Genomic DNA, 26,208 nt, shown 5'->3' on the forward strand with positions numbered 1-26,208 from the left:
GGCGACCTCTCCGGTTGGGATGTCTCAAGCCTCACCACCGCATCCTATATGTTCAGCGGCTGCTCATCCATCACCACACTCGGCGACCTCTCCGGTTGGGATGTCTCAAAGATGACCAAGATGGGCGGCATGTTCAAAGGCTGCTCATCCATCACCACGCTCGGCGACCTCTCCGGTTGGGATGTCTCAAGCCTCAAATACGCACACTCTATGTTCACCAGCTGCTCAAACCTTATACTCGATTGCTCAAAATGGGATGTTTACAAAGTGCGCGGCCACAATGGTTTCAACACCAACGCCCCTGGCGTGATCCTTCCGTTGGCTTGGCAAGCCTCAAGCGACGAGGACGGTGAGGATTCCGCGATCGCCCCGCTTTGCGAAGAGCAGGGAAACAGGGATGCGTTGAGCGTTTCCGACGAGAACGGCAACGACAAGGATGCAAGCAAGACGGATGGCGAAACGTCTGCCGATAGTGAGACGGAGGGCAGCAACACGGCATCTGCTACTGACGAGGCAGGCGCAAAAGAAGAAGAGGCGTCTGGTGACATCGTGCAGGAAGAGCCCACCGCAGCTTGATATTCGCAATCGGATGCAAAAATGAGAAAGCCCAGAGGTGTTTGCCTCTGGGCTTTCTTGGTTGTTGGGAGAGTTTGACGTATCTGGACGGAGTTCAGCAACCTGCACGGTTTTCCTGGTTCAACGAATGCAAGGCACTCTCCCACTGCTTCGAAGGTTTCTGCTTAGGCTTTGGAGAAAGGGATTGTTGCCGTTGGGGGTTTTGGGTGGCTAACGCAATGGTTTTATGGTGTTGCAGCGTTGGGTTGCTGGGTTGTGAGGTTGTTGAAGCTCACGCACGGCAGCGCTTGCTAGCATCCCCCCTAGAGGGGAATGCGCTGCGCTTCCCACACCTCGCGGCTTGCTTTCCAGATGAGTTTGCCGTAATAGTGGCTGTAATTGGAAAGGTTTACCAGAGTTGCTGGTAGAATATGCATTAGCTTACTAAATGAGGAGGGATGCCGTATGGCACAGCCTACGCAGGCGGAACTTGACAGTATCTTGAACACCGACATCACGTACAGGTACCAGATGCTCAGCAGAATGAAAGCGGATTGCGAATACGCTCTGAAAGCGGGCAGCATGAGGCATCTTTGGGCGGAGAACGACCCTGAGAAGCAGATTGCCTGCATGCGTGCCATCTGGGAGTCGTTCCCTGACGATGCGAAGCCGGAATGGATCGGCAAAGAGGAGATCGATCAGCTTGCCGTGCAGATGGGGGTTGCCGTGCGCGGCGTTGTATTCCCTGTTGGTGAGGAGCCGCGCACGGTGTACATCGATCTGAACAACTCGCTTGAGCAGATGCAGATGGCGGTTCAAGGACACATCGAGAACGTCAACGTGCTTCGCGATGAGGGCATCGACCTGTGGGTCAACGACGAGGGAATGTTCACTGGGGAACCGAACCGTGCGCTTTTTACCACTGAAAGTATGGCTAAGGTCGAGTACATCAGCCAGTTCAGCCAGCCGGGTGCCCCTATGGATGCGGCTAAGGAGAACGACCTGCACTCCGTCCTCTTCGGCAATGTGGTTGCATTGGGATTCGATGAGGCCAACGGCGAGATCGCGAGCCTGACCGACGAGCAGGCTTCGTTTGCCATCAAGCAGCTTGGGGACAAGGACAGCGGGCGCAACGCCATTGATACGCTCAATGTTATGCGCAGCTTCGGGGAGAATCAGACACCAACCCGATCGGATGTCGAGGCGATAGCCGCCGTCAACAGGGAGTTCGCCGACTATGCTGTTGAGGATGCCGAAGGGTTCTCTACTCCTATGAGCGAGCATCCTGAGCTTTTGGAAGATTTCGAGCAGGATCTCGAGGACAACGAGGACTTCGGCTACGACCTGTCGAGCATGGCTTCCGACACAAGGGATGCCGCATCGCATGAAAGCGATTCGCGGGACATGCAGGACCTCGGGCTCGGTGACGATGCGCGGTAGGAACTTCCGTTAGATCTTTGATCAGGACGACTTTGGGCATTTTGCCTAGGGTCGTTCTTTTTTCGCTCTGACTTTACTGTACTCTATAGGTTTCATTCATGGAACGAATAGGTTACAGCGGCTATTCGCGTGTCCCTCCCCCACAAGCAGCCCAGCAGGTCGTATCATTATCACAACTGGAAAAGTTGATAAGGGAATCCAACCGAAAAGCACTGCTTGCTGCTTCGCAGACAGGTGATGATTTGGCTGCGGCTGCTTAATATTCGCAATTGAATGCGAATATTAGCATACACAAGAACAGCCCGGAGGCATTTTGCTTCTGGGCTGTTCTTGTTTGCATTGATGTTTACCTTGACTTTAGCTTTGGGCTGTTAGCTTTTGCTTTACGGACTCGAACGCAGCTTTCATCGCTTTGTTTCCCCATGTAAGCCTGCGGATCGTAAGGTCTTCAGTCTTTGACCTGCGGTTTTGCTGGGAGTTCTCGGCTAGGCGCTGGTGCTCTTCTCTGCTCCGGAGGTTTCTGCTTAGGCTTTGGAGAGAAGGTTCTTGTTGTTGGGAGTTTTGGGCGGCTTTCGCGGGGGTATCCTGCGTTTGGTACAATTGGATGGTCTCCTTACTGTAGGTTTTGTCTGCAGTTATCATGGCAGGTGCCCTTCTTGGTCGTGGGGGTGCCTGCTCTTTTTGCTGTTCGCGCTTTCGGTGCGTAGTTGTCCTGAAAGCTTTTTATTGGAGGTGTTGTTGATGGCAAAGACTGTTGCCAGCATCGAGGCTCAGATCGCTGCGCTTATGGCGGAGAAAAAAGAGCTGGAGATTGCGGAGAGGAAAGCCGATAAGGACGCACTGGGCGTTGCCGAATCGATAATCGGGAAAATCGTTTTGCGTATCGTAGATGCGGATTGGAAGCGTATAGATCCCGCACTGCTTGAAGGTTGGCTCGATGAGCGGAGCGATAAGATACGGGAAGCTGTGCTTTCCGATGAGCTGGAGCGTGCGGATGCGCTCAGGAGGATCAAGAAGCTCAAGTAGCTCCTTGATCCTGCCTCGATACGTTGCGAATGAAGAAGACCCCAGGCACCGATGGTGCTTGGGGTCTTCTTTGTGTTGCGATGTTAAGAAATGAAAATGAGCAAGTTCAGCAACCGTGGCAGATCAGGCAGGTCTCAAACTGACAAGCTGGGCTCCTACATGCAGGTGGAGTTCAGCAACCATGGCAGATTACCTGGTACTGAAACTGATACATCCGAAAACTGCGCATGAGCTGGGACGTTGTATCTCAAAGTACCGAAAAATCTGCCTGGTCTTCCTGTTTCAACGAGCGGTTTCCGCGATTTTCTCTTGGAAGGTACGCTCTCCGCAGGCGTATTCCCGCCCTGACGGCGGTATGGGTGCATTATAGCAGATTTCAGTTGCGATTCTTTGGGTCTTGAACCGGTTCCCATCTGATTGGATCGACCAACGCTATATAGCTGCCAAGCCCGTAGAACGTTGGGTCTCCTTTCCTGTAAAAGGCAATGCATTGCGTCGTTTCGCCTTCTGCTTCGACCAACCTCAACCGAACGTCCACCGACTTCAAGGCATCGCTCAAGGATGGGCTGCCTGCATCGCTTTGCAGACCGAGCATTCCCGCTTCAAGCCAGATGTCCATATAGTTCGGCTTTGAGGAATCGTCCTCGTAAACCCCGAGCAGATGCTCACCTTGGAACATGTCCTTTTCGCTTCGAGGAAGAAACCGGCTGTACTTATCCGGATTCTTGGCATGGATTCGCATGCCACCGAAGACAAAGCCCAAGCACTGTGCATCTTCCCTCAACTTGGCGGCTCCACCAGTCTTCGCTACTGCCTCGTCGGGGAAACCGAACTGGTAAAGCGGATTCTTCTCGGTAAGCTTCGTGATTTCCAAATCGTTTACTGCTTGGTCAAGCGCTTCCACTATGAGACTTGTTCGGTTCGCACCTGTCCTTTTTGCCAACTTATCGTAGTGCTCTAGGAGCTCATCGGGCATCCTCACCGTTATCTGCTTCGTCATGTTTTTCCTTTCCAAACTACAAAAGAAGTCAGCAGAATGCATTGCAATTAGTATAATTGCAAGAGAGTCTTTAAGGGACTTGAACAGCGAATTGCGTACTGAAAGAAACAAGCATGGGAAAATCAAGGGTATTCAACCGGCAGCTCGACCCGAAGCTGATAGGGGCAAAGATCACCCGGCTCAGGACCGAGGCGGGATTGGGAAGGAAGGGCCTTGCCGATGCGATGGGCGTTGCCGTCACCTCCGTTAGGGCCTACGAGATCGGCAAGGTATGCCCGGAATACGAGCATCTTCTGCCGATTGCCCAGGCCCTTGGCGTGGCAAGGGAAAGCCTCTGCATCTACTCTTTCTCAAACATCGGCGAAGTGCTCGCTGCACTGAAATCGCTTTGCGAAGACTACGGGGTCATGCACCTGACCTCAGACGAGGCACAAGGCCCTTGCTGCCTTATTCCTACCAGCGAGTTCATGGTTCAGCTCTTCTCAGATTGGCTTTCGGTCACGGAGCAGGTGCGCTCCGGCCGCATGTCGGTTGCCGACATGCTCTCTTGGCAGGACAGGTACCGGCAAAGCTACAGCCAAGAAGACTTTCCCAGAAGATGCTCCTTCGAGTTGAAGGACAAGCGTCCTGAGGCAAGCGGCAATGCTGGCTTCTCTGCTTGGCTCCTCTCCAAGGAGCTTCCGGCGTTGCGGAAGCAGCGTGGGATCCTGCAGGGCGACTTTGCGAATCTGCTCGGCATCAGCGTGGCGAAGTACCGGAGCTTCGAGCAAGGGCGGCAGTTGCCCGATGACGGGCTGCGGCACCGCATCGCCCGACAGCTAGATGTGCCTGCCAGCTCTTTAGTGTTCTACGATTTCCTGAATCCCCTGCAGGCGGCGCATGCCCTCTTCCAGCTTAGCAACATGATGCATTGGGTTCCGAGACGATACACAGTTGGCAAATCCACTATGACTTGCCTTGCAACAGGATGAGCTGATCTTCGCAATCGGATGCGAATTTGGGGAGAATGACGGCGGAGATGCGTTCTGGGTTCAGCGAGCGTGGCTTGGGAGGGTGTTGCCGTGAGGTTTTCGGCTGTGCATTGGTGCTCTCCACTACTCCGGAGGTTTCTGCTTAGGCTTTGGAGAGAGGATTGTTGCTGCTGCGGGCGTGGGCGGCTGACGCAGGACTTTTGCAATGGTATAATGGTGTCATACATCAGAAGACGATAGCTTCGTCTTCCCAAGCCCAGCAGGATTGCCGTCCAAGCTGGGCTTTTTTATTGTCGATGACGGGTTTTCACACGCTTCCCGTACTCACGGCTTGCTTTCCAGATGAGTTTGCCGTAATAGTGGCTGTAATTGGAAAGGTTTACCAGAGCTGCTGGTAGAATATGCATTAGCTTTGGGAACAAACAAATTGTCTCAGGCAGCAACTTATGCCTTGCTGTAGATGGGAACGGCGGTACGACGAGGGAGCGTTTCCAGCTACGGCAAGGAGTCACCATATTCGCAACCGAATGCGAATATGGTATTGGGTTACCGGGTTGTTGAGGTGCTACCCCACTACCCTGCGCTGCCGTTGATCAGCAATGAGGCTCACGCACAGCTAATGATCCGGGCTGCGGCACCCTCATCAAGAGGAAGGAGAAGGATGGGCTTTTACTCTACGAAAATGCCGGACGACTTCGAGAGCTACTTCAGCAAATGGGTTGCCGGCGAGATGACTCAAAAGCAAATCGCCGACGAGCTGTGGGTATCCCAATCCGTCGTCTCGGATTGGATAGCGGGATTCCGCGAAAAGCTCAACCAGGACAAGATTCGCCGCGCCGATCAGATCGAAGGGTTTTCTTCCGTTCTCGAAAAGTACTCACATGGCGAAATCTCGCAACGTGAGGCAGGCAAGATGCTCGGCATCTCCCATACCGCGTTCAGAACGTACGCCAGGAAACACCTCGGCGATACCAAGGAAGAAGCTCAATCTCAGATCGGGCTCGACGTGCGGGCGGCTGAGGTTCGCGACGCAAGCGAGGCAGCCGCAAGGGCAACAAACAGTGAGCATATCGAAAACGACAAGGATGCACGGCAACAGTGAAAGGGATATTTAAGATGGATTATTCGAACGGTATCACGGTATTTATCGGTAACGAGGGGTTTTATGCAGAGGGCGAGTTGCGAGACCGTGCGATCACCTTGCCTGTAAGCGGATCGGAGCTTCAGGGGTTCTTGGAAGGCAATGGATTGGTTACGCCGATGCATGAGGAAACCTATATCGCAGACTTTCTCGATGGGGTCCCATTCGACCATCCTGAGATTTTCGCCCATGCGACCGCCGAGCAGATGAACATACTCGCACAGCAGCTCAAGATGGCCGATCCTGACGATCTCGATAAAGTTGAGGAATGGATCGATAGCTTCCATACCCCCAAGAATATCACTCAGCTTATGAACCTCATTGAACAAGCCGACCTCATTGAGAAGGTCGACTTCGAGTACAAGGATGGCGACACCCCTGAGGAAAACTATGCGTTCTATGTGCTTGATGAAAACCCTAAGCTAAAGGAGAGCATCGAAGCCGCAGGCATCGCGATCGACTACAAGAGAACCGGTTACGATCGTTCCATCATCGATGAGGTAACCCTCACTGACAGCGGATTCTTCGTTGACAGCGGTGAGGCCCCGAACTTGAACATGTACAGCCTTGATGAGCTTAAAGAGCTTATCGGCGAGGAATACGACCGTCAGAACGACAAGGGCTTCTTCGAAGAGGAGCAAGTCGGGCTCTCGGACCTGATGGGCACTTTGCGCGATGCTGCTGAGCATAAGCACGATACCCGCGACAACACCCATTCCCATGATATTGACGCACGTTAGGCTTTGCGGGCAACGAACAAGGGCGACATGCGCTTTCGCGCTGCCGCCCTTCGTTTTCTCCCGTTGCCGAGAACCAAACAAATCAAAACAAGATATACAGATGATTTAACTTTCTGTATATCTTAATTATACGCCTGACCTGGGCATTTGTAAATAGAACCAGCAGGCATAAGGAGGTATATTTCATGAGCGACTTTGCTGCTGTTGCCGAGAGTGATAGGTTCCCTGCAAAGTGGGCTGCGGGCGATGCGAAGGAAAACGAGCTTGTCCTGTCGGCTGACTTCGGCGAAGGCACTTTCCTTTCCGGCAGCGTATGGGAAAGCGCGGAAGGCGATGAAAAACCGTGGCATTGCATCTTCCGCTTCTCGCAGGAGGACATGGGGATCGATGATCAAGGATTCGATACCCATGAGGAAGCTGTGCTTGCCGTTGAGGGGTACTTCGGTTCAGCGGGATACGATGTCGATAAGATGAGCCGTGCGGATGCTCTGCTCGCATTGGAAGCCGAGCAGGCTGACGGAAAGATCAGCACCAAGGATGCGCTTGCCTTGGCCCGTGTTGCCATGCGGACCGATCAGGGGCTCTACAACGCGCGGACCGGCACCGTGCTGATGCCGAGCGTTGACGTTGAGCGTGGACGCGTCATGGGCATCTACCGTGCCGAGGTTAAGCTTTCGGAGATCGTTGATCCGAAAAGCTGCGAGGTTATCCGCAACGCTTGGAAGCATGCGTCGTTCTACGAGCCGGACCGGTGGCATGACGGGGAGATCGGCTTCTGCCCTACCCGCAACGAGCATTCCGCAATCGATTACATCGTGAGGGCCATGGAGAAGGACGGATGCGGATGGTGCTTTGCCGACGAGTGCAGCATCTCTGCGAAATGCGGCTTGGTTCCCGACAGGTACGTTTCGGTGCAATATGCTCCGGACAACCTGGATGAGATCGATGAGGGAAAAAATGCGCTCGGTTGGGGTGACTTTCTGGATGCCGCAGAGGGGAACGCTTCGTATGCCATGCGGCTTGTCGATCGATGCGAGTGGCAGTCGCCCTTCACTTTGGCAGATGAGGATGAGCGCAACGGAGAGGCTGTTCGGTTCGGCGGTCAGCTCTTCTGCTCGAATGGGCATTCCCTTGACGATTTCGACGTTGCTTCCGCTGATGGGCAGATCGGGCTTTCGGACAGGACCGACGAGCTGCGCGATGCTGCGCAGAGGCAGGCATCGGTCAGGGGCTTTTCGCCATTCGCAGTGCGTGAGGGCGGAGAACGTTAAGGTGAAAGGTGATGCACTCGCTTACGCTCGTTGAGCCGCTGCGCGGATCGATACGCTCGCTTTGCTCACTGATTTTTGAAAGAAAGGAATGGTTATATGATCCTTGTTCTGGCTGAGAAGCCGTCTGCCAAGAAGAACTTCGCCACCGCACTTGGAGGCACCGCAGGCAGATACAACGGCGAGGAATACAAGATATGCGCATTGAGGGGGCATCTGCGCGGGTTGAAAGACCCTGAGGAACAGGTGCCGGACGACTACCACGATGAAGTAGCCGAGTGGTCAACAAGGCACTTGCCATGGGATTTGACCCGTTTTGCATGGGAAAAGCAAACTAAAGACGGATGCGATGGCATCCTGAAGGAGCTCAAGGAAGAGCTATCGGACGTCGACGAGGTGGCTATCGCAACCGATGACGATCCGTCAGGCGAGGGCGAGGTCCTTGCTTGGGAGGCTCTTGAATGGTGCGGTTGGCATGGGAAGACATCCCGCATGTACTTCCCAGACGAGGCGCCGAAATCGGTGCAGAAGGCGTTTTGCACTAGGAAGCGCATCGAGAGCATGGAAGCAGACGGCGACTTCCAGAAAGGTTTCCTTCGTGACAGATGGGACCTCTCATCGATGCAATTCGTTCGCGCTGCGACCTCGATCGCACGCGGGAAGGGCTACAGGGCGACCGTTCGGCAAGGACGGCTGAAAAGCGTCATTGTGGCTCTTGTGGCACGGCAGCAAGAGGCTTATGAGAGCTACGTGAAGAAGCCGTTCTTCGAGGCTCGCTTCAAGGATGCGAACGGCAATATGTTCGCACGCAAGGTTGAGGACCCATCCGAGATTCGCTTCGACAGCAAGGAGAAGGTCGACCTGTCCGCACTCCATGAGTCGGATGTCGTCGAGGACTCAAGGGTTTCCAAGCGCACTGCACCTGGCAAGCTGCTCGATTTGGCTGCGCTTTCCGCTATCTTGGCGCGAAACGAGGGGTTCAAGCCAGAATCGGTGCTGAAGACCTACCAGAACATGTACGAGGCGCAGGTTGTGTCGTATCCCCGTACCGAGGACAAGACGGTCACGCCTGAGCAGTTCACCGAGCTTCTGCCGCTCGCAAAGCGAATCGCCGACGTTGTGGGCATCGACGCATCGCTGCTCACGCATACCGAGCCGCGCAAAACGCATGTCAAGGAAGGCGGGGCCCACGGCGCCAACCGCCCCGGTCCCAATGTGCCAGGCTCTTTGGAGAACCTTGCCAAATACGGCAAGGAGGCTCAGGCAATCTACGAGACGCTTGCCAAGAACTACCTTGCCATCCTCTGCGAGGATTACGAATACGAGCTTGTGAAGGGGCATATTGCGGACTTCCCCGAATACATTGGAGACACGCGCGTTCCGATTCCCGGCAAGGAAGGCTTCAAGAAGGTATTCGATGCAGACGGCGAGTCCGCAGACGATGCCGATGAGGAAACCGGCAAGGGATTCTCCGACACTGCCGTGCCTTATGTCCATGAGGGTGCGAACCAGCGGCCGCAGAGGCCTACCATAAAATGGCTGAACAAGCAGCTTGAGAGGCACGGCGTGGGTACCGGTGCCACACGCACCTCTACCCTTGCCGACATCTCAAAGTCCGGTATCGAGAAGTCGCTTCTTGCAGAGAGCCGTGGCAACCTCTCCTTGACGGAGTGCGGAAAGGTGAGCTATGCGCTTATCGATGGGTGCCGCATTGCGGATCCTTCGGTTACCAAGGAGCTTTTCGACAAGATGGAGCTGGTCGGCGACTTCAAGCTCGATCCTGAAGATGTGCTTGAAGAGGTTGCCGATATGGTTGCCCACGATGTCAAGGTCATGGAGGCAAACGCCTCGAAGCTCGACTCGATGCAATTCACCCTCGGCGGCGATCCTGTTGGGGACTGCCCCAAATGCGGTGAGCAGGTGCTCTTAGGCGACAAGGTGGCAACCTGCTCATCCATCAAGCGCGAGAAGGGCGCCGACGGCAAATGGAGCATGGTTGCCGGCTGCGGGTTCTCCTTCTTCCGAGAGATCGCGCATAAGAAGCTCGACAAGAAGCAGGTGGAGGCAATCGTCTCCGGCAAGCGCACAGGGCTCATCAAGGGCTTTGCAGGGAAAAGCGGCAAGGCGTTCGATGCGTACCTTGAGCTCGATCCCAACGACCTCAAGGTTAAGTTCGTGTTCCCATCCAAGAACGCCAAGGCAATCGGCAAGTGCCCGCGATGCGGAAAGGACGTTCTGCTGACCGACAAGACCATCACCTGCTCCTCAAACAAAAGCGAGAAGGGCGATGACGGCAAATGGCATTCAGTTGCCGGCTGCGGCTTTCGCTTCTTCAGGGAGATCGCGCATAAGAAGCTCACCGACAAGCAGGCGCAAACGCTTCTCGATAAGCATGAGACAGGGCTCATCAAGGGATTCAAAGGGAAGAACGGCAGCACGTTCGACGCAAAGCTCAAGCTCGATGTCGTCGAGTGCAGCGTGACCTTCGATTTTCCCGACAGCAAGAAGAAAAAGCGATGAGATGAGAAGAGCCGAGGGCGCTTTGCCTTCGGCTCTTTTGGGTTTTGCGGGTGTTTTCATCGAACACAGCTAACAGGTTCAGCGATCTTGGCAGGGCGGTTGGTGCCGGAGAATCCCTTGCCGGTTTCCGCATCGGCTCCTGCCAAGTTGTCGGATCTCCAAAGTGCGCCGTTGAGGCATGTCGTCTTGTCGATTTGCATCGTTGTTCTCCCATCTCTTACCACAAATAAGCGCTTTCAGCGCCTCATCAGCAGTATATTTCCGCTTCTTGATCGGCTCTTCCGGCATATTCGCATTTGAATGTGAATATGGGGTGCCGGCTGTTATGTTGCCTTTTAATGTTGACACTCTCCCACTGCTCCGGAAATTTCCGCTAAGGCTTTGAAGAGAAGGTTCTTGTTGTTGGGAGTTTTGGGCAGCTGCCGCAGTGGTTTTATGTTGTTGCAGCGTTGGGTTGCTGGGTTGTGAGGTTGTTGAAGCTCATGCACGGCAGCGCTTGCTAGCATCCCCCTCAGAGGGGAATGCACTGCGCTTTCGGGTGCAACGGCTTGCTTTCCAGATGGGTTTGCCGTAATAGTGGCTGTAATTGGAAAGGTTTACCAGAGTTGCTGGTAGAATATGCAATAGCTTAAAGAATGAGGAGGGATGCCGTATGGCCTCTGGTGGCAAGAAGCTGACGGGAAAGGAACGTGCAGACCTGCAACGCAAGCAGATCGTAGATAAGGTCATTGAGGACATGGACAAGGGCGGCTTCGAATGGGTCAAGCCATGGCACGATATGGCGGCTCCGCACAACCCGGTAACCGGCGTAACCTACCGTGGCGGCAACAGGACGCATCTTCTTGGCATGGCCATGATTCATGGGTACGCCGATCCGAGATGGGTCACGTTCAAGAACCTTGAGGCTGCCGGATGGCGATTGCGCGAAGGAGAACGCTCGTGCGTCATCGAGCATTGGAAGATGAAGCGCATTAAAACCGATCGGGATGCACCGGACAACGACCCGGACGCATACGAGTTGATACCGAGCTTCAACCGGGCCTATCCGGTTTTCAACCTGTCGCAGATGATGACTCAGGAGGAAATCGACGAATGGGCGGAACGTACCGGCGGAGATGCATCGAAATACCATCCGGTTCCTCCCCTACCCGAAAACGAGAAATGTACCGATGATGAGAATCTTGAGCTTATCGAAGATCTGATCGAGTCATCTCGCTGCCCTATCATCGAGGGCGGCGGCAACATAGCGGCCTACTCCCCTGTCCTCGACCGGATTCAGATGCCGCCGCGCGACAGCTTCGACAGCTACAGCTCGTTTACCACCACCATGCTCCATGAGATGGGGCACTCAACCGGACATCCTTCTGCCCTCGATCGCTCGCAGATAGGAACATTCGGTTCCAAAGAGTATGCCAAAGAGGAGCTTGTCGCCGAGCTTTCAAGCATGTTCAGCGCGTCAGAGCTCGGGCTTCCAGCCGACATCGACCCGAAATCCAAGCACTACAAGCAGCATGTCGCCTACCTGCAGAACTGGCGAGAAGTCATCTCTGACGACCCCGATGTGCTATTCCGCGCTTCTTCGCTTGCCACCCAGGCTACCGACATGATCGTCGACCGTTACGAGGAGGCAACAGGGCGCGAGGCTCCTGGTAGGGCTTATATGAAGGAGCTTGATGCGCAGATTCCCGACGAAGTGGCTGCAAGGTTCCGTGGGAACGGCACGAAGGGCAAAGATGACAAGGACAAGGCACCTGCGCTGGACAACGGGCAAGTGGAATTGTCGAGCCGGTCAGCTGAGCTTAGGGAAGCTGCCGATAAGGCGCATAAGGATGCCCAGCAGGCGCATGAGGAGCATACCGTCGGCAATGAGCGGTGATTTTCGGCATAAGCTCTCTGGGCTCATATCGCAGAGCATGATGTTTTGGAGGTATTCAAGTGAACGATTCAATGGAACAGACCCTCAAGAAAGTTATCAATGATATAGACCTGCAAGGCGATGACGAGATGGTTTTCATCGAGAACCGGGAGCAGGGCATTGAGGATTACGGCGAGGAGGGGATGCGCTGCCTGGAAGATCTGATCTGGACAAACAAGGACTTCCAGAACGTGATCGAGTTCGGCGACGATGCGTACATCAACATCTTCCCGGACTTCGCTGAGAAAGCGGAAGGGCTTATCGCTGCAGAGCGGGATGGGAAGCTGGCGGGACTTGCATCGTCTGAGCGTGTTGCCCTTGCCAAGGAGCTTTGGGCTGAACTGGGAGACGTATGCATCGACGACAACGAGCGTATCGATGCCGAATGGCGCGAGTATCCTGCCGGCACGCCCCGCGAGGAGATTTGGCTCGATTTCGAGGAGGAATTCGGAAAAGACGGCGTTACGGTGGCAAGGCTCATGGGAATCGAGCCTTGGGAGGAAGGGTCTGATTCGCAGATGGGGCTTTCAGACATGGCAGCCGACCTCAAGGACGCTGCTGAGCACAATCACAACGAACCCGGCAAAGGGTATGGCGATTTGGACCATGGTGCGCATTAGCTATCTGCACTTGAAGCAAGGGTTTTATTCTAGTTGAGCACCGGACAGCAAGTTATTTGAAGGAGGGACAAGTTGGACATTGAGGAAGCGAAACGATATGCGGAGGCCATCAGAACCATCAACCGCTATGAGATCTCCACCCCGATGAAAGATTCCGACCGCCTCCTTCAGATCGAGGGCGGCAAGCCGAAGATCACCTGCGAGATCTCCCCTACCCTCCTCGAATATGCCGGCAGATGCGCTACGTACCTTGAATTCATACGGCAACTTGGAACGCTTCGCTTCACCGAGGATGGAAGAAGCGCAAAGAGGATTCCTGGAGAGGATGCGAAGCAGCCGTTGAGAAACGACCTTCTTCTTGGAACCACACCGAAAATCTACCAGCAGCTTGGATTTCAGGCGGATCCGCTGCTCTACACGCGGCGGCATGCCTTGAAGGCTCTTGCCCCGAAGGCTTCGAAGGGTGAGCAGTTCCGGCACAACCACGGCATCGACCCGAAGCTGATGTGCCAAGTGCCGTTGCTGCTCGAAGATCCAGTGCTGATATACAACTCGCCGAACAGCAACAGCCGGATATGCGTTGTGCTCAACCAGGTGGACGGCGACAAGTCCCCACTTCTGGCGGTGCTGCAGCCGAACTCCAAATCGGGGCTCCACGACGGAATGCGCTACGCGAACTCGAACTTCCTGATCACCGTGTTCGGCAAGAACAACGTGGACTCTCAGCTCAGGTACAAGGTTCCGCCGAGCGAGGTTCTTTACATAAACAAAGAAAAAAGCCAAGAGATCGAACGTATATCTGGGATTCAATTCCCCAGAGACTATTCGAGCCTTGACTCAAATACTATTATACGCCTTCCACGGTGCATTTGCAACGATGGATATGAGCCAAGACCGTGGCTCGATCACGCCAAGGGAAGGAGCCGGCATCATGAGCATAAGCAGCATCGCAGGGAAACCGAGGCAGACGACCGTGCCGGCGTAACCGACATGGCAACGGTTCTGAAAGACGCAGCCGCCTCGAAGGGGCACAGAGAGCAGCGTGTTCAGCGATCGGGACATGACGGCAGATAACTTAAAAGCATAAGAAGGAGATTTGACATGGCAAACACAGGCAGTTACAGCATGTGCATGAGGGGAACCGATGAGGCTATTGAAGAGCTTCGTGCTCTTCTCAACTCGGATGCGTTTCCAAGCATCTACGGATGCGACAACTTCGGATTCGACGAGCCGAACCGTTTCAGCGGCGAGTTCAATGGATCCTTCTTGAACAGCGTCGACATCTACGATGAGGAGAGCCTTTTCCGTTCAACTGTTGCCCAGCTCGGGCTTGAAGTTGAGGTTTACGGACAGGAAGTCGGCTCTTCCTATGAGGAGCACTTCGTTATCGAAGGGGACAGCCTTACCGTCGATGAGCAGGACGGCAATGCGTTCGATGAGCCGATTGCGGACCTGACGCTCGATGAGATCGATGAGATTGCCAAAACGTACGGCATGGGAGCATCGCGCGATGCGGTAATCAAGGCGTACGACAACGGAAACATCCGGTTCGGCGGCTATGAGTGGAACTTCAACTTCGCTCCTGCCTATGCCCGCGAGAACGATCCCGTGCTTCAGGAACGGTTCCTCAAGTTCCTTGAGGATGGGGTCAAGGAGTCGGGCACGGGGATTTTCACAATCAGCGATGCGGCGGACCTGTCGGAAACCGGCTTCACGCAGGCGCAGGCCATGGAGATGTTCCGCTTCTTCGATGAATCGGATGCCTTCCGCAGCTCTGTGGCTATCGGGCGCGACCCTTTCATGACCTGCTACCCTACCCTGACCGATGACATCAAGGCCTTCGGGCATCCGAAGCTCGACCAGGATCAGGAGCTTGTGCCGCTCAACGAGAGGAGCATCCTCGATTGCGGCGAGGATGAGATCGATGAGGTCAAGCATGCGGCGGAAAACAGTGTGATTGCCGCCGACATCGACCCTTCGCGCTTTAACGAGGTGGACGCCTTCGCTGTCCGCATCAATGAGCATGGCAGTGAGCCGACATACGATCTGCTCATCAACCAGGGAATGGCCGCTGTCTTCGATCGGAACAACGTGGATTACAAGTCCGGTGTCGATTGGGCGCTATCCATGAACGGGGACTCCGTTACGGGTTTCGTTGCGACCTGCCATGGGGCATGGCCTGGCGGCGTGGAGCGGGTTACCGACATCGAGTTCAGACGGCTTACCGATGGCGCCGGATTCGCCGCCCGCCAAGACCTCGAGCGTATCGACGAGCTGAGCGATGAGGCACGGAACGCCGAGCTTGGGAATCTTTTCGAAGATGCATCTAAGCTCCAGCCGTCTGATTCGCTTGCCGAGTTCATCCGCTCCGACATCCAACGGACCGTTGAGTTTGCTGTAAGCGAGTATGCGCACGAGCAAACGTTTGGGGTCGATGATTGGCGAATCGAGGCGGCTCGTGCCGATGTGATCGGCGATGAGGAGTTCAACAGGATCTTCGGGGTCGACGACGATGATCGGATGGGACTTTCGGCCTTTACCGGAGAATTGAAGGACGCGGCTGAGCACAAGCACGGCGATGACAGCATCTCGCGCAACGAGCCGGAACATGACGGGCGTTAGGGCGTTGGGTTGCTGGGTTGTGGGGTTGCGACCCTGCTACCCTGTTGGACAATAGAAGGATTGCACTGCAAAGGGGGAAACTATATGGGATTGCTGAAAGATTTAGCCAACGCTCCTGCAAGAGCGTTGCAGGCCTTGTTGAGTGATAAGAAGGATGAAAGCACGAATCTCAGCGAGAAAAGCAAAGAGATCATTCTCTCTATCCGAGAATACGAAGACTCGGTTGAGATGCCCGAGGATGAGCGTATTACCTACCTCGATTCCGATCGCAAGGTTCACTTGATCGCAGGCAACGACAAGGCTCAGGATTTTGCCGGATATGCCGCAGAATGCCAGGAGTATCTTCGATTCGGAGACGACATCGATCTAGCCTCAGCTGGTGGATTGGAGCGTTTCGCCTACTTGAAGATCAGCGATACTCCTCAAATCCTGCTTGCTGCCGGTTTCGAGCAAAAGCCCATGCTTTACACTCAGAACCACTTACGCGAGGCCTTGAAGCCAAAATCAAACAACCATCCTCATCGTCATGGGTTCACCATCGCGCAGATAAAGCGATGGCCGGAGCTTTTCAAGAAACCGGTGATCTTGGCCGACAATCCATCGCGTGACGATGCTCTCTTGGTTGTGCTTTGCGCAGTTGACAACGACAAGCTGCCATTGATCGCAAGCATCAAGCCAGACGGCAAGGGACATTATGAGCTGGAAACCGTTGAAACCAATCTTGTTCTCACGGTTTTCGGTAAAGACAACTTCATGAATTATTTTCAGGGAGCGCTTACACCGGACAAAATCGTGTATATAGACAAAAAACAGGGCCAAAAACTTGAGCGTCTGGCCGAACGCCAATTGTTCGGGAACTACTCAAGCCTTAGCCCTAATACCATTATACATCAGCCTAAATGCATTGACAAGTTTAAAAGCGCAGGTCAGCAGACAAAAGAAGAGGCTCAAGATATGGACCTTTCAGGCATGGTGAACAAGGTTCGCGATGCCTCTGAGCACAAGCGAGACGACAACAAGGTATCGCGCAACGAGCCGGAACATGAGATTGATCCGCGATGAGCTGAGCAATGTTCGCATCCAATTGCGAATTTGCGAAGCTCACGCACGGATGTCGCCCCCAGTTGCGACGATACGTGGATACGCTCGCTTCGCTCACTGAACGGCTATTCGCCGATTTTTTTGAAAGGGGAAATTCAATATGGACATCTTGGTTTACTACCAATCGGGAAAGCTCGATGTCTTCTCAACCACCGACTTCATCGCAAACGAGCCATGGGGGCGTACCGGCAGGAACCTCATGACGGAGTTCAGTCCCAGGCTCGACGTGCTTGAGGAAGAGGGCTTCGCGCTTGATGTGTTCTGGTACGACGGTTCCGACTGCAAGGACAGCCTCGAGGTTGTGGACGAGGACTCGAATACGCGCATCTCCCATGCTGTGCGCCGTGTCGGCAAGAGAATACTGCTGGTGTCGAAAAGCGAGCTTGAGCAGATTGCGCAGATCACGGTGAACGGCGAGTTGGTGGCATGGAGGCAGGGAGGGTTCCTGATCAACGGCACCAAGTTCCGTAACCAGGAGATCCTGTGCTTCAGCAACGACAATGTGACCGGCATCAATCGCCGTGCAAGCGCGGTGTTCGATTACCTGAAGAAGGCGAACCCAGGGGTTTCCGAGGAAGCACTGGCAGCTCGCATGGGCTACCCGCTTGAGGCAATCATGCAGATACGCGAGGCAGAGGCAGCGAATGTTGCGGATTCCGATGAGGATGACGACGAGGATTGGGAATAAGGGGATTTAAGCCATTCTATCTCGTCGTTTCAGAACCGGTTCTGTGAATGTTATCAGCAACGGGTTGTCCTTGCTTTTCAGGGTTTCGATGCGTAGTTGTTCGGAGGGATTCTTTCTGTGAGTTGCGCCTTGAGACGCATTTGCCGCGATTATGGGTTGTTATGCCAGTTGAAACGAGTGTTTTACGGTTTTATTACGGTTCTCTTGCGGTATCATCAGATAGATTTATCCCTCATTTCGAATAAGAAAGGAGAAAGCTTATGAAAGAAGCGAAGAAAAGCTTCGCGAAGTTCGTGAACTCGCTTTTCGCGTTCATTCTGGTCGTGGGCTTGATGCCCACCTGGGCGCTCAGCAACCCGACACCCGCCTTTGCGGCCCCGAACGACGTGACCGTGACAACCACCGTTGACGGCCTTGCCAGCGATACACTGCCTGTGCTGTCGTCGGCTGCTGGCGACTTCACCGTCGGGCAAGCGGTCAACGCAGACCCGGTGAACTACACGGACGCAAACGGCAACACGCCTGTGGCGAACCTCGCGGAGCAGCAAGCCGAGAAAGGGCTGAGCCTCAAGTGGGTTGACGCCGAGACCGGTGCCGACTTCGACTGGAACTCGACCAAGGTAAACCGCAGCACCGTCGTCAACGGCATCTGGACGCAAACCCAGTGCTCTGTCACGGTATCGGCAAACGATGGGGGTAAGACCGCAGACACGGTTGTCACCGTGCCATGGGGCAAGTCCTACGCATCCGTTGAGGGCAGTGCCCCTCAAGCGCCATCCCGCGATGGCTGGCAGTTCCTCGGCTGGTACACCCAAGACGACCAGCAGTACAACTTCAACTCCGCCGTCAAGGAGTCTGTCGTTGTTGAGGCGAAGTGGGCCGTTGCCGATGTAACCATCGTCCCGACCACCAACCCGACCTCCGATGTTCCGCAGAGCATCAGCGGCACCTGCTGGATCGGCGCTACCTGGTCCTTGCATCCTGCCCAGTTCGCCCTCAGCAACTTCACGGGCTACTTGTCCGGATGCACTGCAACCGGCTCCTGCGCAGACCGCTCGGCTGCACAGCCGACCAATGTCCAGGCAAACTACACGGCAACCCTCAACAGCATCAACACCGAGACCGGTGAGGTTGTCTACGACGTCTATATCACCCCTCCTGGAGTTACCGATGGCCATAGCCGCAACCAGTTCGGTCTTATCGGCTATCAGCACGTTTCCGCACAGGTTAAGCTCATCAAGAACTTCGGCGGTTGGGTTGAGATCAACAAGTCCTCTGCCAACACCGACATCACCGACGGCAACGGCTGCTACTCCCTGGAGGGCGCCGAGTACGCTGTCTACAACGCTGACAACCAGGCAGTCGACAAGCTCACCACCGATGCGAACGGCTACGCGAAGTCGAAGCTGTTGCCCTCCGGCACCTACACCATCAAGGAGCTGAAGGCACCTAACGGCTACGGGCTCGACGAGGAGCCGCACGGCATCGAGATCAAGAGCGGTCAGACGACTACTTCCAATTTGAAGGACCAGCCGCAAAGCGACCCTGTTGGTACTTTGCTTGGTAAGTACGACGGTGAGAAAACTTACAGCGGTGAGAAAAACCTGCCTCTTGGCAGTGCTTCCCTCTATGGTGCCCAATACTCTGTCGAGTATTACGATGGCTACTATGACTCTGTAGCTGATGCCGAGGCATCTGGCGATCCTACCCGTAAATGGGTTCTGCAAACAGATGAAGATGGTTATGTAAATCTTCGTTATGCAGACCAAAGTTTTGAAGTGCATGATGCCGACGGCAACGTTACCGCCACTCTTCCTTATAAAGTAAGCGGTGACGACTTCTATCGAGCCGCAAACGGTGCAATCTCACTGCCACTTGGCACTGTCGTTATTAAGGAAATCAAGGCACCGAAAGGCTACAATCTTCCGCAGCCTTTCGGTATGGATCAATCTTTTGTTCGTCAAATCACTGTTGACGGTAATATAGATATTATCCATTCCTACAATACTCCCGAGCAGGCTGAGCCAGTGTTCCGCTCTGACTTGGAGTTCACGAAGGCTGCATCCGACGATGCTCATTCGCTTGCGAACGTGCCTTTCAAGATCACTTCCAAGACCACCGGCGAGTCCCATGTAATCGTCACTGACGAGAACGGCAAGGCTTCCACCAAGGCATCCTGGAACAAGCACACCGAGAACACCAACGGCAACGATTGGGTTATGACTGAGAATGCCGATGGCGTTCAAGGCTTCATCGCCAAGCTGCTTGATACGGGCAAAACGCTCGACTCGACCAGCGGCGTTTGGTTCGGCCAGTATCAGGACGGCGATGAGACCAAGATCACCGATCCCGACGATGAGCGTGGTGCGCTCCCCTATGACGAGTACACCTTGGAAGAGCTGCCTTGTGCGGCGAACGATGGCTATCAGCTGATCAAGAAGGATTTCACGGTTTCCCGCGACAACACCTTCAACGCTGACAACACCGTCAACCTCGGAACCTTGACCGACCAGGACATCTCGATCTCCACTCAGGCCTCCGACAAGGCTGACGGGGACCAGGAAGTTGTAGCTGAGCCCGATGTGACTATCGTTGACAAGGTTTCCTGCGACAACCTCTCGAAGGGCACCGAGTACATCATCAACGGCACGCTGATGGACAAGGCAACTGGCAAGGCCTATGTTGATGCATCCGGCAACGAGATCCACGGCTCTACCACCTTCACGGCTAAGAGCCAGGAACAGGATGTTTTCGTCGAGTTCAACTTCGACGGCTCCAACCTGACCGACTCTACCGATCTCGTCGTGTTCGAGACGATAGCAGCCACTGAGGCTCCTGACCGTATCCTCGACACCCATGAGAATCTTGACGACCGTGGTCAGACCATCACCGTCAAGCCTCCTGCCATCGGCACCATCGCAACAGATGGCGTTGACAACGACAAAGACGTTGTCAAGGATACCCAGGTTACCGTCAAGGACACCGTTGCCTACGTTGGACTCACGGTTGGCAAGGAGTACACCCTCAAGGGCGAGCTGATGGACAAGGCAACCGGCACGGTGCTCACCGATGCGGACGGCAACCCGGTTACCGCTGAGACGAAGTTCACTCCTAAAACCACCGCCGGCACCGTTGACATTGAGTTCAACTTCGACGGCTCCAACCTGAAAGACGGAGACACCCTCGTTGCATTCGAGCATGTTGTCTTCAAGGACAAGGAAATAGCCTCCCACACCGAGATTGGCGACATTGCACAGTCTGTAACGGTTTCCGAGCCGAAGCTCGGCACCACTGCCGTCGATGCAGTTGACGAAGACAAGAACATCGTCAAGGATCCTGAGGCAAGCGTTGTGGACACCGTTGAGTACAGCGGCTTGGTTCCTGGACGCGAGTACACCGTTTCCGGCACGCTGATGGACAAGGCGACCGGCAAGGCCTACATCGACCCGACCACGGGCAAGGAGATCACCGGCTCTACCACGTTCACCCCGAAGGACACCTACGGCACAATCGACGTTAAGTTCAGCTTCGACGCTTCCCAGCTCGAACAGGACGCACAATTGGTCGTGTTCGAATCGCTTCAGCGTGAAGGCAAAGAAGTCGGCGGTCACAAGGAAATCGACGACGAGGCACAGGCTGTCACCGTCATCGTTCCAGAGGTCCACACCACAGCCACCGATGGCTTGGATGGGGACAAGGAAGTTCCCGCAGACCATAAGGCAACCGTCGTGGACGCTGTTCAGTACAAGGACCTCGTTCCTGGCAAGGAGTACACGGTATCCGGCACCTTGATGGTGAAGGAAACCGGCGAGGCCTTGCTGGATGCGGACGGCAACCCGGTTACCGGCTCCACCACGTTCACCCCGGAGAAGCCCGAGGGCTCTGTGGACGTTGTGTTCGAGTTCGATGCCGACCTTTTGGCCGGTAAGAAGCTGGTCGCATTCGAGAAGCTTCTGCGCAACGACATCGAGATCACCTTCCATGAAGACATCGATGACGAGGATCAGACCGTGGAGGTTGTTCCTCCCGAGGTCGGCACCACGGCAACGGATACCGCTGACGGCGACAAGCACATGTCAGCCGATCCCGAGTCCTCCATCACCGACGAGATCGCCTACAAGAACCTCATCCCAGGCGATAAGTACCAGGTTGCAGGTATCCTGATGGACAAGTCCACGGGTCTGCCGCTGCTCTCCGGCGAGGGTGCCTCGGCGATCTCTACTGAGGATCTGCAGAAGTTCGCGGACGACCTGAAGGCCGCATGCGGGCTTGGCTCCGGCGACGTTTCCGCTATCGAGATCGATGGCAAGGCGTTCGGCGAGGGCTTTGAGGTTACCGCCTCCAATGGTTCCTACAGCTACACAGATGTCGACGGTGTTCAGCACGTGCTTGCAAAGAGCGATGACGGCTGGAAGCTCTCCGAGGTGAAGGATTCCTCCACTACCGAGGTTGCTACCTACACCGACGATCAGGTCAAGCTCACTAAGGACGCACCTGCGCTTCCTTTGAGCCCGGATTACGAGGCCATTGCCAAGGTGATGCAGGAGAACCCTGACATCGTAAGCTGCCTCAGCATCCAGAAGAAGACCTTCACGCCTGAGGAGCAGTCGGGCACCGTCTCGATGGACTTCCCGATCAACTCCATCTACAACGAGGATACGGACACAGTTGTGTTCGAGTTCCTGTTCAAGGGCTCTGAGCTGATCGCCAATGAGTCCGACCTCGGCAACGAGGGGCAGACCGTTTCCATCGTCACACCTAAGCTGTCTACAACGGCAACGGACAAGACCGATGGCGACCATACGCTCCTGCCTTCCCGTGAGGCAACCGTCGTTGACCACGTCGAGTACACCGACTTGATTCCTGGCAAGGAATACACGGTGTCCGGCACCTTGATGGACAAATCGACCGGCGAGCCTTTGGTTGTCGGTGACGGCAACGTTACCGCTGAGACCACGTTCGTCCCGAACAAGGCTGACGGTACCGTTGACCTTGAGTTCACGTTCGATGCATCCGAACTCGGCGGCAAGGACCTCGTAGCGTTCGAGATCGCCTACAAGGACGGCATCCAGATCGCAGACCATCAGGACATCGACGACGAGGCTCAAACCGTGACGGTTTCTGAGCCCGATGACAATACGTTCGATACCCCCGGTGGCGACGGATACTCCAAGACCGGCGTCGACATGACGCTGATCTATGCGCTGATCGCCGCCCTCGTAGCTTTGGCTGGCGGTGCCGGTGCCTATGCTTACCGTCATCGCAAGCTTGCTGCAGCTGAGGGCAAGACCGATAGCGAGTCCGACGAGGAATAGCCTCTAGGATCCTGCTGAAACATTTGGGAGGGTGCCGATGTTGGCACCCTCCCCTTTTCAAGAAAGGAGTGACTGCATGGCAGACAGCGAAAACGCCCATAACGAGCAGGAGGCATCAAGCGACAACGGCAAGCCGACTGGCAACGTCCGCATCGCGGCGATTGCAATCGCCGTAGCCGTCGTCGTGCTCGCAGCCGGCATCGGCATCGGGTTTGCGATCCATGGATCGCAACAGCCTGAGCCGATTGCCGCGCAAGAGCAACAGCAACCTGCTGACAACCAAAACACTTCTGACAACTCGCAGGCATCCCAGGATGTGCATAAGCACGACTGGGTTGCCGAATACGAGACGGTCCACCATGACGCCGAGACGCACGTGGTCCACCATGACGCGGTTTACGAGAATCAAACCGTTTACTCAACCATGTGCAACACTTGCGGCAAGTACTTTGACCCGGATACCAACGACGGCACCGACCATCTGAGAGAAACCGGTCACAAAGGGCTGACCAAGCAGGTTCCGCACAAGGAGACTGTGAAGGTGAAGGATGCATGGGACGAGCCGGTAACCGACAAAGCGGCATACGATGAGTCCGTCCTGAAAGACTACAAGTGCTCCACTTGCGGGGTTTCGGCCGATCCGGAGACCGTGCAGAACGAAAACGTTAACCAGCCTACCGAGGCGTAGAGCGATTCGTGCAGCGAAACTCGCATTCGGATGCGAATTTAAGAACCTCGCTGAACTTCTGTTCGGTGGGGTTTTTTTTTGTGTTGCGGGGGCGTTTTGGGCGTTTGGGCTGACGCAGAGGTGATGATCCGGGTTGCGGGGACTTCAGGGATACGCTCGCTTCGCTCACTGAGCGGCTGTTCGCCGATTGATACGCTCGCGGTGCTCGCTGAGGTTTTAGGTAAAGAGCCTGGTTAAGGGGCATATCGGCTATAATCGAAGAAGCGAAAAGAAAGGGCTTCAATGAACATAACCTCATATGCAGACAGCTGGCTTAGGTTGATGCGGATGGGATTTGAGGGAAACCTTGCCGGGCAAGATCTCCTCAACTTCGAGATTTCCATCGGCGCCATCATAATGATTCTCTTGGTAATCATCGCAGGCTGCATCCAGCTGATCGCCATCGAGCGGCAAAGGCAGCATCAAGCTGCGCTGCGGCAGAGCATCTTGGGTTCGCAGATGATTTCCGCAGGCAATTTCCTTGGGAATTGGAAAACGACAAAATCAGGGAACAAGGTGACCGGCGGATACAAGATGCTGGACCAGCCAGGTTGCTATGTAATCGTCACCTCCCCTTCACCTGATGGAAAGGCTTATGAGAACGTCTATGTGGGGCAATCCCTGCATGTATGCTCCCGTGTGCGGAACCATCTCACGGGACATGGCAACGGCGATGTCTATGCCGATGTTCGAAACGGAAAGCCTGTTTTCGTGAAGATCGTGCCATGCCCGGCACAGCAGATGAATGCTTTGGAGAAGAAACTCATCAAGGCATTCAACGCCACAAGCTCGTACAACAACACCGCTGGTGGATCGAGAAGAAGATAATTTGCGTTCAACAAATGTGTTGGTATAATAAAACCATCGCAGCGCCCGCCGATATACTAACAATTTCCTAGGTCGTTAGAGAACGGGTGAAGCAAATCTACTTTGAGCCAGGCATTTACCTGGCTCTTTCTATTTGTTCATCTTCTTTTTCCGCACAATCTTGCGAACAGATTCGATACGCTCGATTACGAAATCGGCGATGCCGCATAAAGCGGCAATTCCAAGAATAAAGTTCATCATGGGCTTCACCTCCTCTCTTTGAGAAGGCTTCACCCGCAAAATCAGACGGACACTGCAATAGCGCCCATATTCTACGCTGTACCGAAGCTTATGGCAAAAGGAACATAAAACAAAAAATTCCCCTAATCCGAAGACCAGGGGATACAGCGTAAAAGCATACCTATCAAGAAACAATCACGATAGGAGACTTTCTGCTATGAATAATAGCATACAAGCAACTTCTTGCAAAGCTTCGGCCGAAAATTTCTTTCGGGCAGAGATCTACAGGACCTGCCACCGGCAGCTCCTTCCGAACGCATGGCGATTCAAACCCCGGTCCGCGATGGGTGCGGACCGGGGTGAGGTCGTGGCGGGCATGGAAAAAGGAAGAGCCTACCGGGATGCAATGTCGGCAGGCTCTCCCTGTGCGTGATACAATTCGTTGCTTTAAGCAGACCCGGCGGGTGCAAGTTACCGAGCCTGCCTTGATTGGTTAGTAGCGAGCTACTAGGAACGTCTGCCCTGGAAGACCCAAGCTGGTGTGCATGCCGAGTATCGGCTTCTCCGGTGTTCCGGTGATAACGTACACCTCATCGGTCAGGCGAGCCTCAGGCGCTACCTGCGTCCTGTTGATCTCAGCCACCATATCCTTCAACTCCTCGATCGGCATATGATCTGCGCTGATGGCGATGAACTCGTCAATGCTCGATGGAAGCACCGCTACGCTTCGCTTCCTGAACATCTCAAGAAGCTCGCCTTGGATTTTCTTGGAGAACATGAGCGGAGCCCCGTTAGTGCGGAGGCGGTTGCTCACGATGTACATGTCCGGCTCGTAGTCGTTCTCCGGCACCTCGTGCCCAAGAAGCTCTTCGACAACCTGACGTATCGGGACGATCTCTGCGGATTCCTCCAAGTTCTGCATCGCGATCGCGAACGCCTCGCTCTCGCTCAGGCTATAGCGATCGAGAACTTGCTTCGTCACCAGGCAGCTTGCGATTTTCTCGGAATCTGCGAGCATATCGACCCTCCACAGGCAGCGAAGCGTCACCACCATATCGAGAACGATCTTGCATGGCCTGCCATCCGCTTCCAGCCATTTGGCGTTCTCCACGCTCATCACCTCAGGCACCAAATTAGCTGTGAACTCGTCGCGGTCCGGCTCGTGCACGATCAGGCCGACTTCATCCCGCTCCTCTCTCAGCACATCGACTATCCTCTCAATCAGACGAACATCTGGCTGCATCATGTCGTCCGCTGTCGGGTAATACGTCAGCACAATTGGAAGCTCCTTGTCGCGCACCTCCAAGCCCACTCGCTCATTGTTGTTCTTGTGCACCTTGACCGCCTTCACTCGGATCTTCTGCCCCGTTTTCGCAAATATGCTGTTAAGCGCCACCTCTCTAAGTCTCAGTTGCTCAAGCATTGCCGTTGTGTTTCCTTCCTTCATTTTCAGTTCCTCCTTGTTCTTGTTTGTTTTGTTCTCAGCAACCTTCGTTGCTTGGTTTCGGTCAA

Annotated in this window: 20 protein-coding genes; 18 read left to right on the top strand and 2 right to left on the bottom strand. The window is 54.7% G+C overall.

The features are described 5' to 3' along the window. From HJV72_RS10995 to HJV72_RS11005, 3 genes are all read left to right on the top strand, one after another. Positions 1-576, top strand: a 576-nt coding sequence (locus HJV72_RS10995) for a BspA family leucine-rich repeat surface protein (protein WP_208070992.1), incomplete at its 5' end; no start/stop codon positions are given. Between the two features lie 444 nt (positions 577-1,020). After that, a complete protein-coding gene (locus HJV72_RS11000) occupies positions 1,021-1,995 on the top strand; it encodes an LPD11 domain-containing protein (RefSeq protein ID WP_208070994.1) in 975 nt (324 codons plus the stop codon). 741 nt (positions 1,996-2,736) lie between these two features. Beyond that, positions 2,737-3,021, top strand: coding sequence for a hypothetical protein (locus HJV72_RS11005; protein ID WP_208070996.1), 285 nt, complete (start codon positions 2,737-2,739; stop codon positions 3,019-3,021). A gap of 376 nt (positions 3,022-3,397) precedes the next feature. Here HJV72_RS11005 and HJV72_RS11010 read toward each other — a convergent pair whose 3' ends face one another. After that, on the bottom strand, positions 3,398-4,021 hold the full coding sequence (locus tag HJV72_RS11010; protein WP_208070998.1) for a ribbon-helix-helix protein, CopG family: 624 nt from the start codon (positions 4,019-4,021) through the stop codon (positions 3,398-3,400). 113 nt (positions 4,022-4,134) lie between these two features. Here HJV72_RS11010 and HJV72_RS11015 point away from each other — a divergent pair, with 113 nt between their 5' ends. The 15 genes from HJV72_RS11015 (at position 4,135) to HJV72_RS11085 (ending at position 25,129) form a co-directional block, all read left to right on the top strand. Continuing rightward, positions 4,135-4,992: a helix-turn-helix domain-containing protein gene (locus HJV72_RS11015; RefSeq protein WP_208071000.1), complete on the top strand. Its 858-nt coding sequence runs from the start codon at positions 4,135-4,137 to the stop codon at positions 4,990-4,992. Positions 4,993-5,653: 661 nt separating this feature from the next. Then, positions 5,654-6,094, top strand: a complete 441-nt coding sequence (locus HJV72_RS11020) for a helix-turn-helix domain-containing protein (protein WP_208071002.1) — start codon at positions 5,654-5,656, stop codon at positions 6,092-6,094. Positions 6,095-6,108: 14 nt separating this feature from the next. Beyond that, entirely contained in the window at positions 6,109-6,873 is a 765-nt protein-coding gene (locus HJV72_RS11025; protein WP_208071004.1) for an antirestriction protein ArdA, read from the top strand. Positions 6,874-7,058: 185 nt separating this feature from the next. Next, on the top strand, positions 7,059-8,144 hold the full coding sequence (locus tag HJV72_RS11030) for a hypothetical protein (protein ID WP_208071006.1): 1,086 nt from the start codon (positions 7,059-7,061) through the stop codon (positions 8,142-8,144). A gap of 96 nt (positions 8,145-8,240) precedes the next feature. Next, a complete protein-coding gene (locus HJV72_RS11035) occupies positions 8,241-10,661 on the top strand; it encodes a topoisomerase C-terminal repeat-containing protein (RefSeq protein WP_208071008.1) in 2,421 nt (806 codons plus the stop codon). Positions 10,662-11,313: 652 nt separating this feature from the next. Continuing rightward, positions 11,314-12,537 (top strand): ArdC family protein, encoded by a 1,224-nt coding sequence (locus tag HJV72_RS11040; protein WP_208071009.1) that lies wholly within the window; start codon positions 11,314-11,316, stop codon positions 12,535-12,537. Between the two features lie 59 nt (positions 12,538-12,596). Beyond that, complete coding sequence (locus HJV72_RS11045; protein ID WP_208071011.1) at positions 12,597-13,196, top strand: hypothetical protein; 600 nt, start codon at positions 12,597-12,599, stop codon at positions 13,194-13,196. A gap of 72 nt (positions 13,197-13,268) precedes the next feature. Further along, the gene (locus tag HJV72_RS11050) at positions 13,269-14,270 is read left to right on the top strand and encodes a MuF-C-terminal domain-containing protein (protein WP_208071013.1); all 1,002 of its coding nucleotides are present in this window, start codon (positions 13,269-13,271) and stop codon (positions 14,268-14,270) included. Between the two features lie 27 nt (positions 14,271-14,297). Next, positions 14,298-15,818, top strand: a complete 1,521-nt coding sequence (locus HJV72_RS11055) for a hypothetical protein (protein ID WP_208071015.1) — start codon at positions 14,298-14,300, stop codon at positions 15,816-15,818. Between the two features lie 84 nt (positions 15,819-15,902). Next, on the top strand, positions 15,903-16,880 hold the full coding sequence (locus HJV72_RS11060) for a MuF-C-terminal domain-containing protein (RefSeq protein ID WP_208071017.1): 978 nt from the start codon (positions 15,903-15,905) through the stop codon (positions 16,878-16,880). A 139-nt stretch (positions 16,881-17,019) separates the two neighbouring features. Beyond that, positions 17,020-17,607 carry a hypothetical protein gene (locus tag HJV72_RS11065; RefSeq protein ID WP_208071018.1) on the top strand — a complete coding sequence of 196 codons (588 nt, stop codon included), beginning with the start codon at positions 17,020-17,022 and terminating at the stop codon, positions 17,605-17,607. Positions 17,608-17,867: 260 nt separating this feature from the next. Continuing rightward, positions 17,868-22,922, top strand: coding sequence for a VaFE repeat-containing surface-anchored protein (locus tag HJV72_RS11070; RefSeq protein WP_208071020.1), 5,055 nt, complete (start codon positions 17,868-17,870; stop codon positions 22,920-22,922). A 76-nt stretch (positions 22,923-22,998) separates the two neighbouring features. Beyond that, the gene (locus HJV72_RS11075; protein ID WP_208071021.1) at positions 22,999-23,610 is read left to right on the top strand and encodes a hypothetical protein; all 612 of its coding nucleotides are present in this window, start codon (positions 22,999-23,001) and stop codon (positions 23,608-23,610) included. 282 nt (positions 23,611-23,892) lie between these two features. Next, entirely contained in the window at positions 23,893-24,477 is a 585-nt protein-coding gene (locus tag HJV72_RS11080; protein WP_208071022.1) for a GIY-YIG nuclease family protein, read from the top strand. Between the two features lie 436 nt (positions 24,478-24,913). Then, on the top strand, positions 24,914-25,129 hold the full coding sequence (locus HJV72_RS11085) for a hypothetical protein (protein WP_208071023.1): 216 nt from the start codon (positions 24,914-24,916) through the stop codon (positions 25,127-25,129). A 60-nt stretch (positions 25,130-25,189) separates the two neighbouring features. Here HJV72_RS11085 and HJV72_RS11090 read toward each other — a convergent pair whose 3' ends face one another. Next, positions 25,190-26,143 (bottom strand): DUF5688 family protein, encoded by a 954-nt coding sequence (locus tag HJV72_RS11090; RefSeq protein ID WP_208071024.1) that lies wholly within the window; start codon positions 26,141-26,143, stop codon positions 25,190-25,192. Positions 26,144-26,208: the final 65 nt, after the last annotated feature.

The organism is Extibacter sp. GGCC_0201 (genome assembly GCF_017566055.1).
Lineage (GTDB): Bacteria > Bacillota > Clostridia > Lachnospirales > Lachnospiraceae > Extibacter.

Coding starts and splice junctions, on each gene's coding strand:
- HJV72_RS11000 (WP_208070994.1), top strand. CDS start 1,021: ATGGCACAGCCTACGCAGGCGGAACTTGACAGTATCTTGAACACCGAC.
- HJV72_RS11005 (WP_208070996.1), top strand. CDS start 2,737: ATGGCAAAGACTGTTGCCAGCATCGAGGCTCAGATCGCTGCGCTTATG.
- HJV72_RS11010 (WP_208070998.1), bottom strand. CDS start 4,021: ATGACGAAGCAGATAACGGTGAGGATGCCCGATGAGCTCCTAGAGCAC.
- HJV72_RS11015 (WP_208071000.1), top strand. CDS start 4,135: ATGGGAAAATCAAGGGTATTCAACCGGCAGCTCGACCCGAAGCTGATA.
- HJV72_RS11020 (WP_208071002.1), top strand. CDS start 5,654: ATGGGCTTTTACTCTACGAAAATGCCGGACGACTTCGAGAGCTACTTC.
- HJV72_RS11025 (WP_208071004.1), top strand. CDS start 6,109: ATGGATTATTCGAACGGTATCACGGTATTTATCGGTAACGAGGGGTTT.
- HJV72_RS11030 (WP_208071006.1), top strand. CDS start 7,059: ATGAGCGACTTTGCTGCTGTTGCCGAGAGTGATAGGTTCCCTGCAAAG.
- HJV72_RS11035 (WP_208071008.1), top strand. CDS start 8,241: ATGATCCTTGTTCTGGCTGAGAAGCCGTCTGCCAAGAAGAACTTCGCC.
- HJV72_RS11040 (WP_208071009.1), top strand. CDS start 11,314: ATGGCCTCTGGTGGCAAGAAGCTGACGGGAAAGGAACGTGCAGACCTG.
- HJV72_RS11055 (WP_208071015.1), top strand. CDS start 14,298: ATGGCAAACACAGGCAGTTACAGCATGTGCATGAGGGGAACCGATGAG.
- HJV72_RS11060 (WP_208071017.1), top strand. CDS start 15,903: ATGGGATTGCTGAAAGATTTAGCCAACGCTCCTGCAAGAGCGTTGCAG.
- HJV72_RS11065 (WP_208071018.1), top strand. CDS start 17,020: ATGGACATCTTGGTTTACTACCAATCGGGAAAGCTCGATGTCTTCTCA.
- HJV72_RS11070 (WP_208071020.1), top strand. CDS start 17,868: ATGAAAGAAGCGAAGAAAAGCTTCGCGAAGTTCGTGAACTCGCTTTTC.
- HJV72_RS11075 (WP_208071021.1), top strand. CDS start 22,999: ATGGCAGACAGCGAAAACGCCCATAACGAGCAGGAGGCATCAAGCGAC.
- HJV72_RS11080 (WP_208071022.1), top strand. CDS start 23,893: ATGAACATAACCTCATATGCAGACAGCTGGCTTAGGTTGATGCGGATG.
- HJV72_RS11085 (WP_208071023.1), top strand. CDS start 24,914: ATGAATAATAGCATACAAGCAACTTCTTGCAAAGCTTCGGCCGAAAAT.
- HJV72_RS11090 (WP_208071024.1), bottom strand. CDS start 26,143: ATGAAGGAAGGAAACACAACGGCAATGCTTGAGCAACTGAGACTTAGA.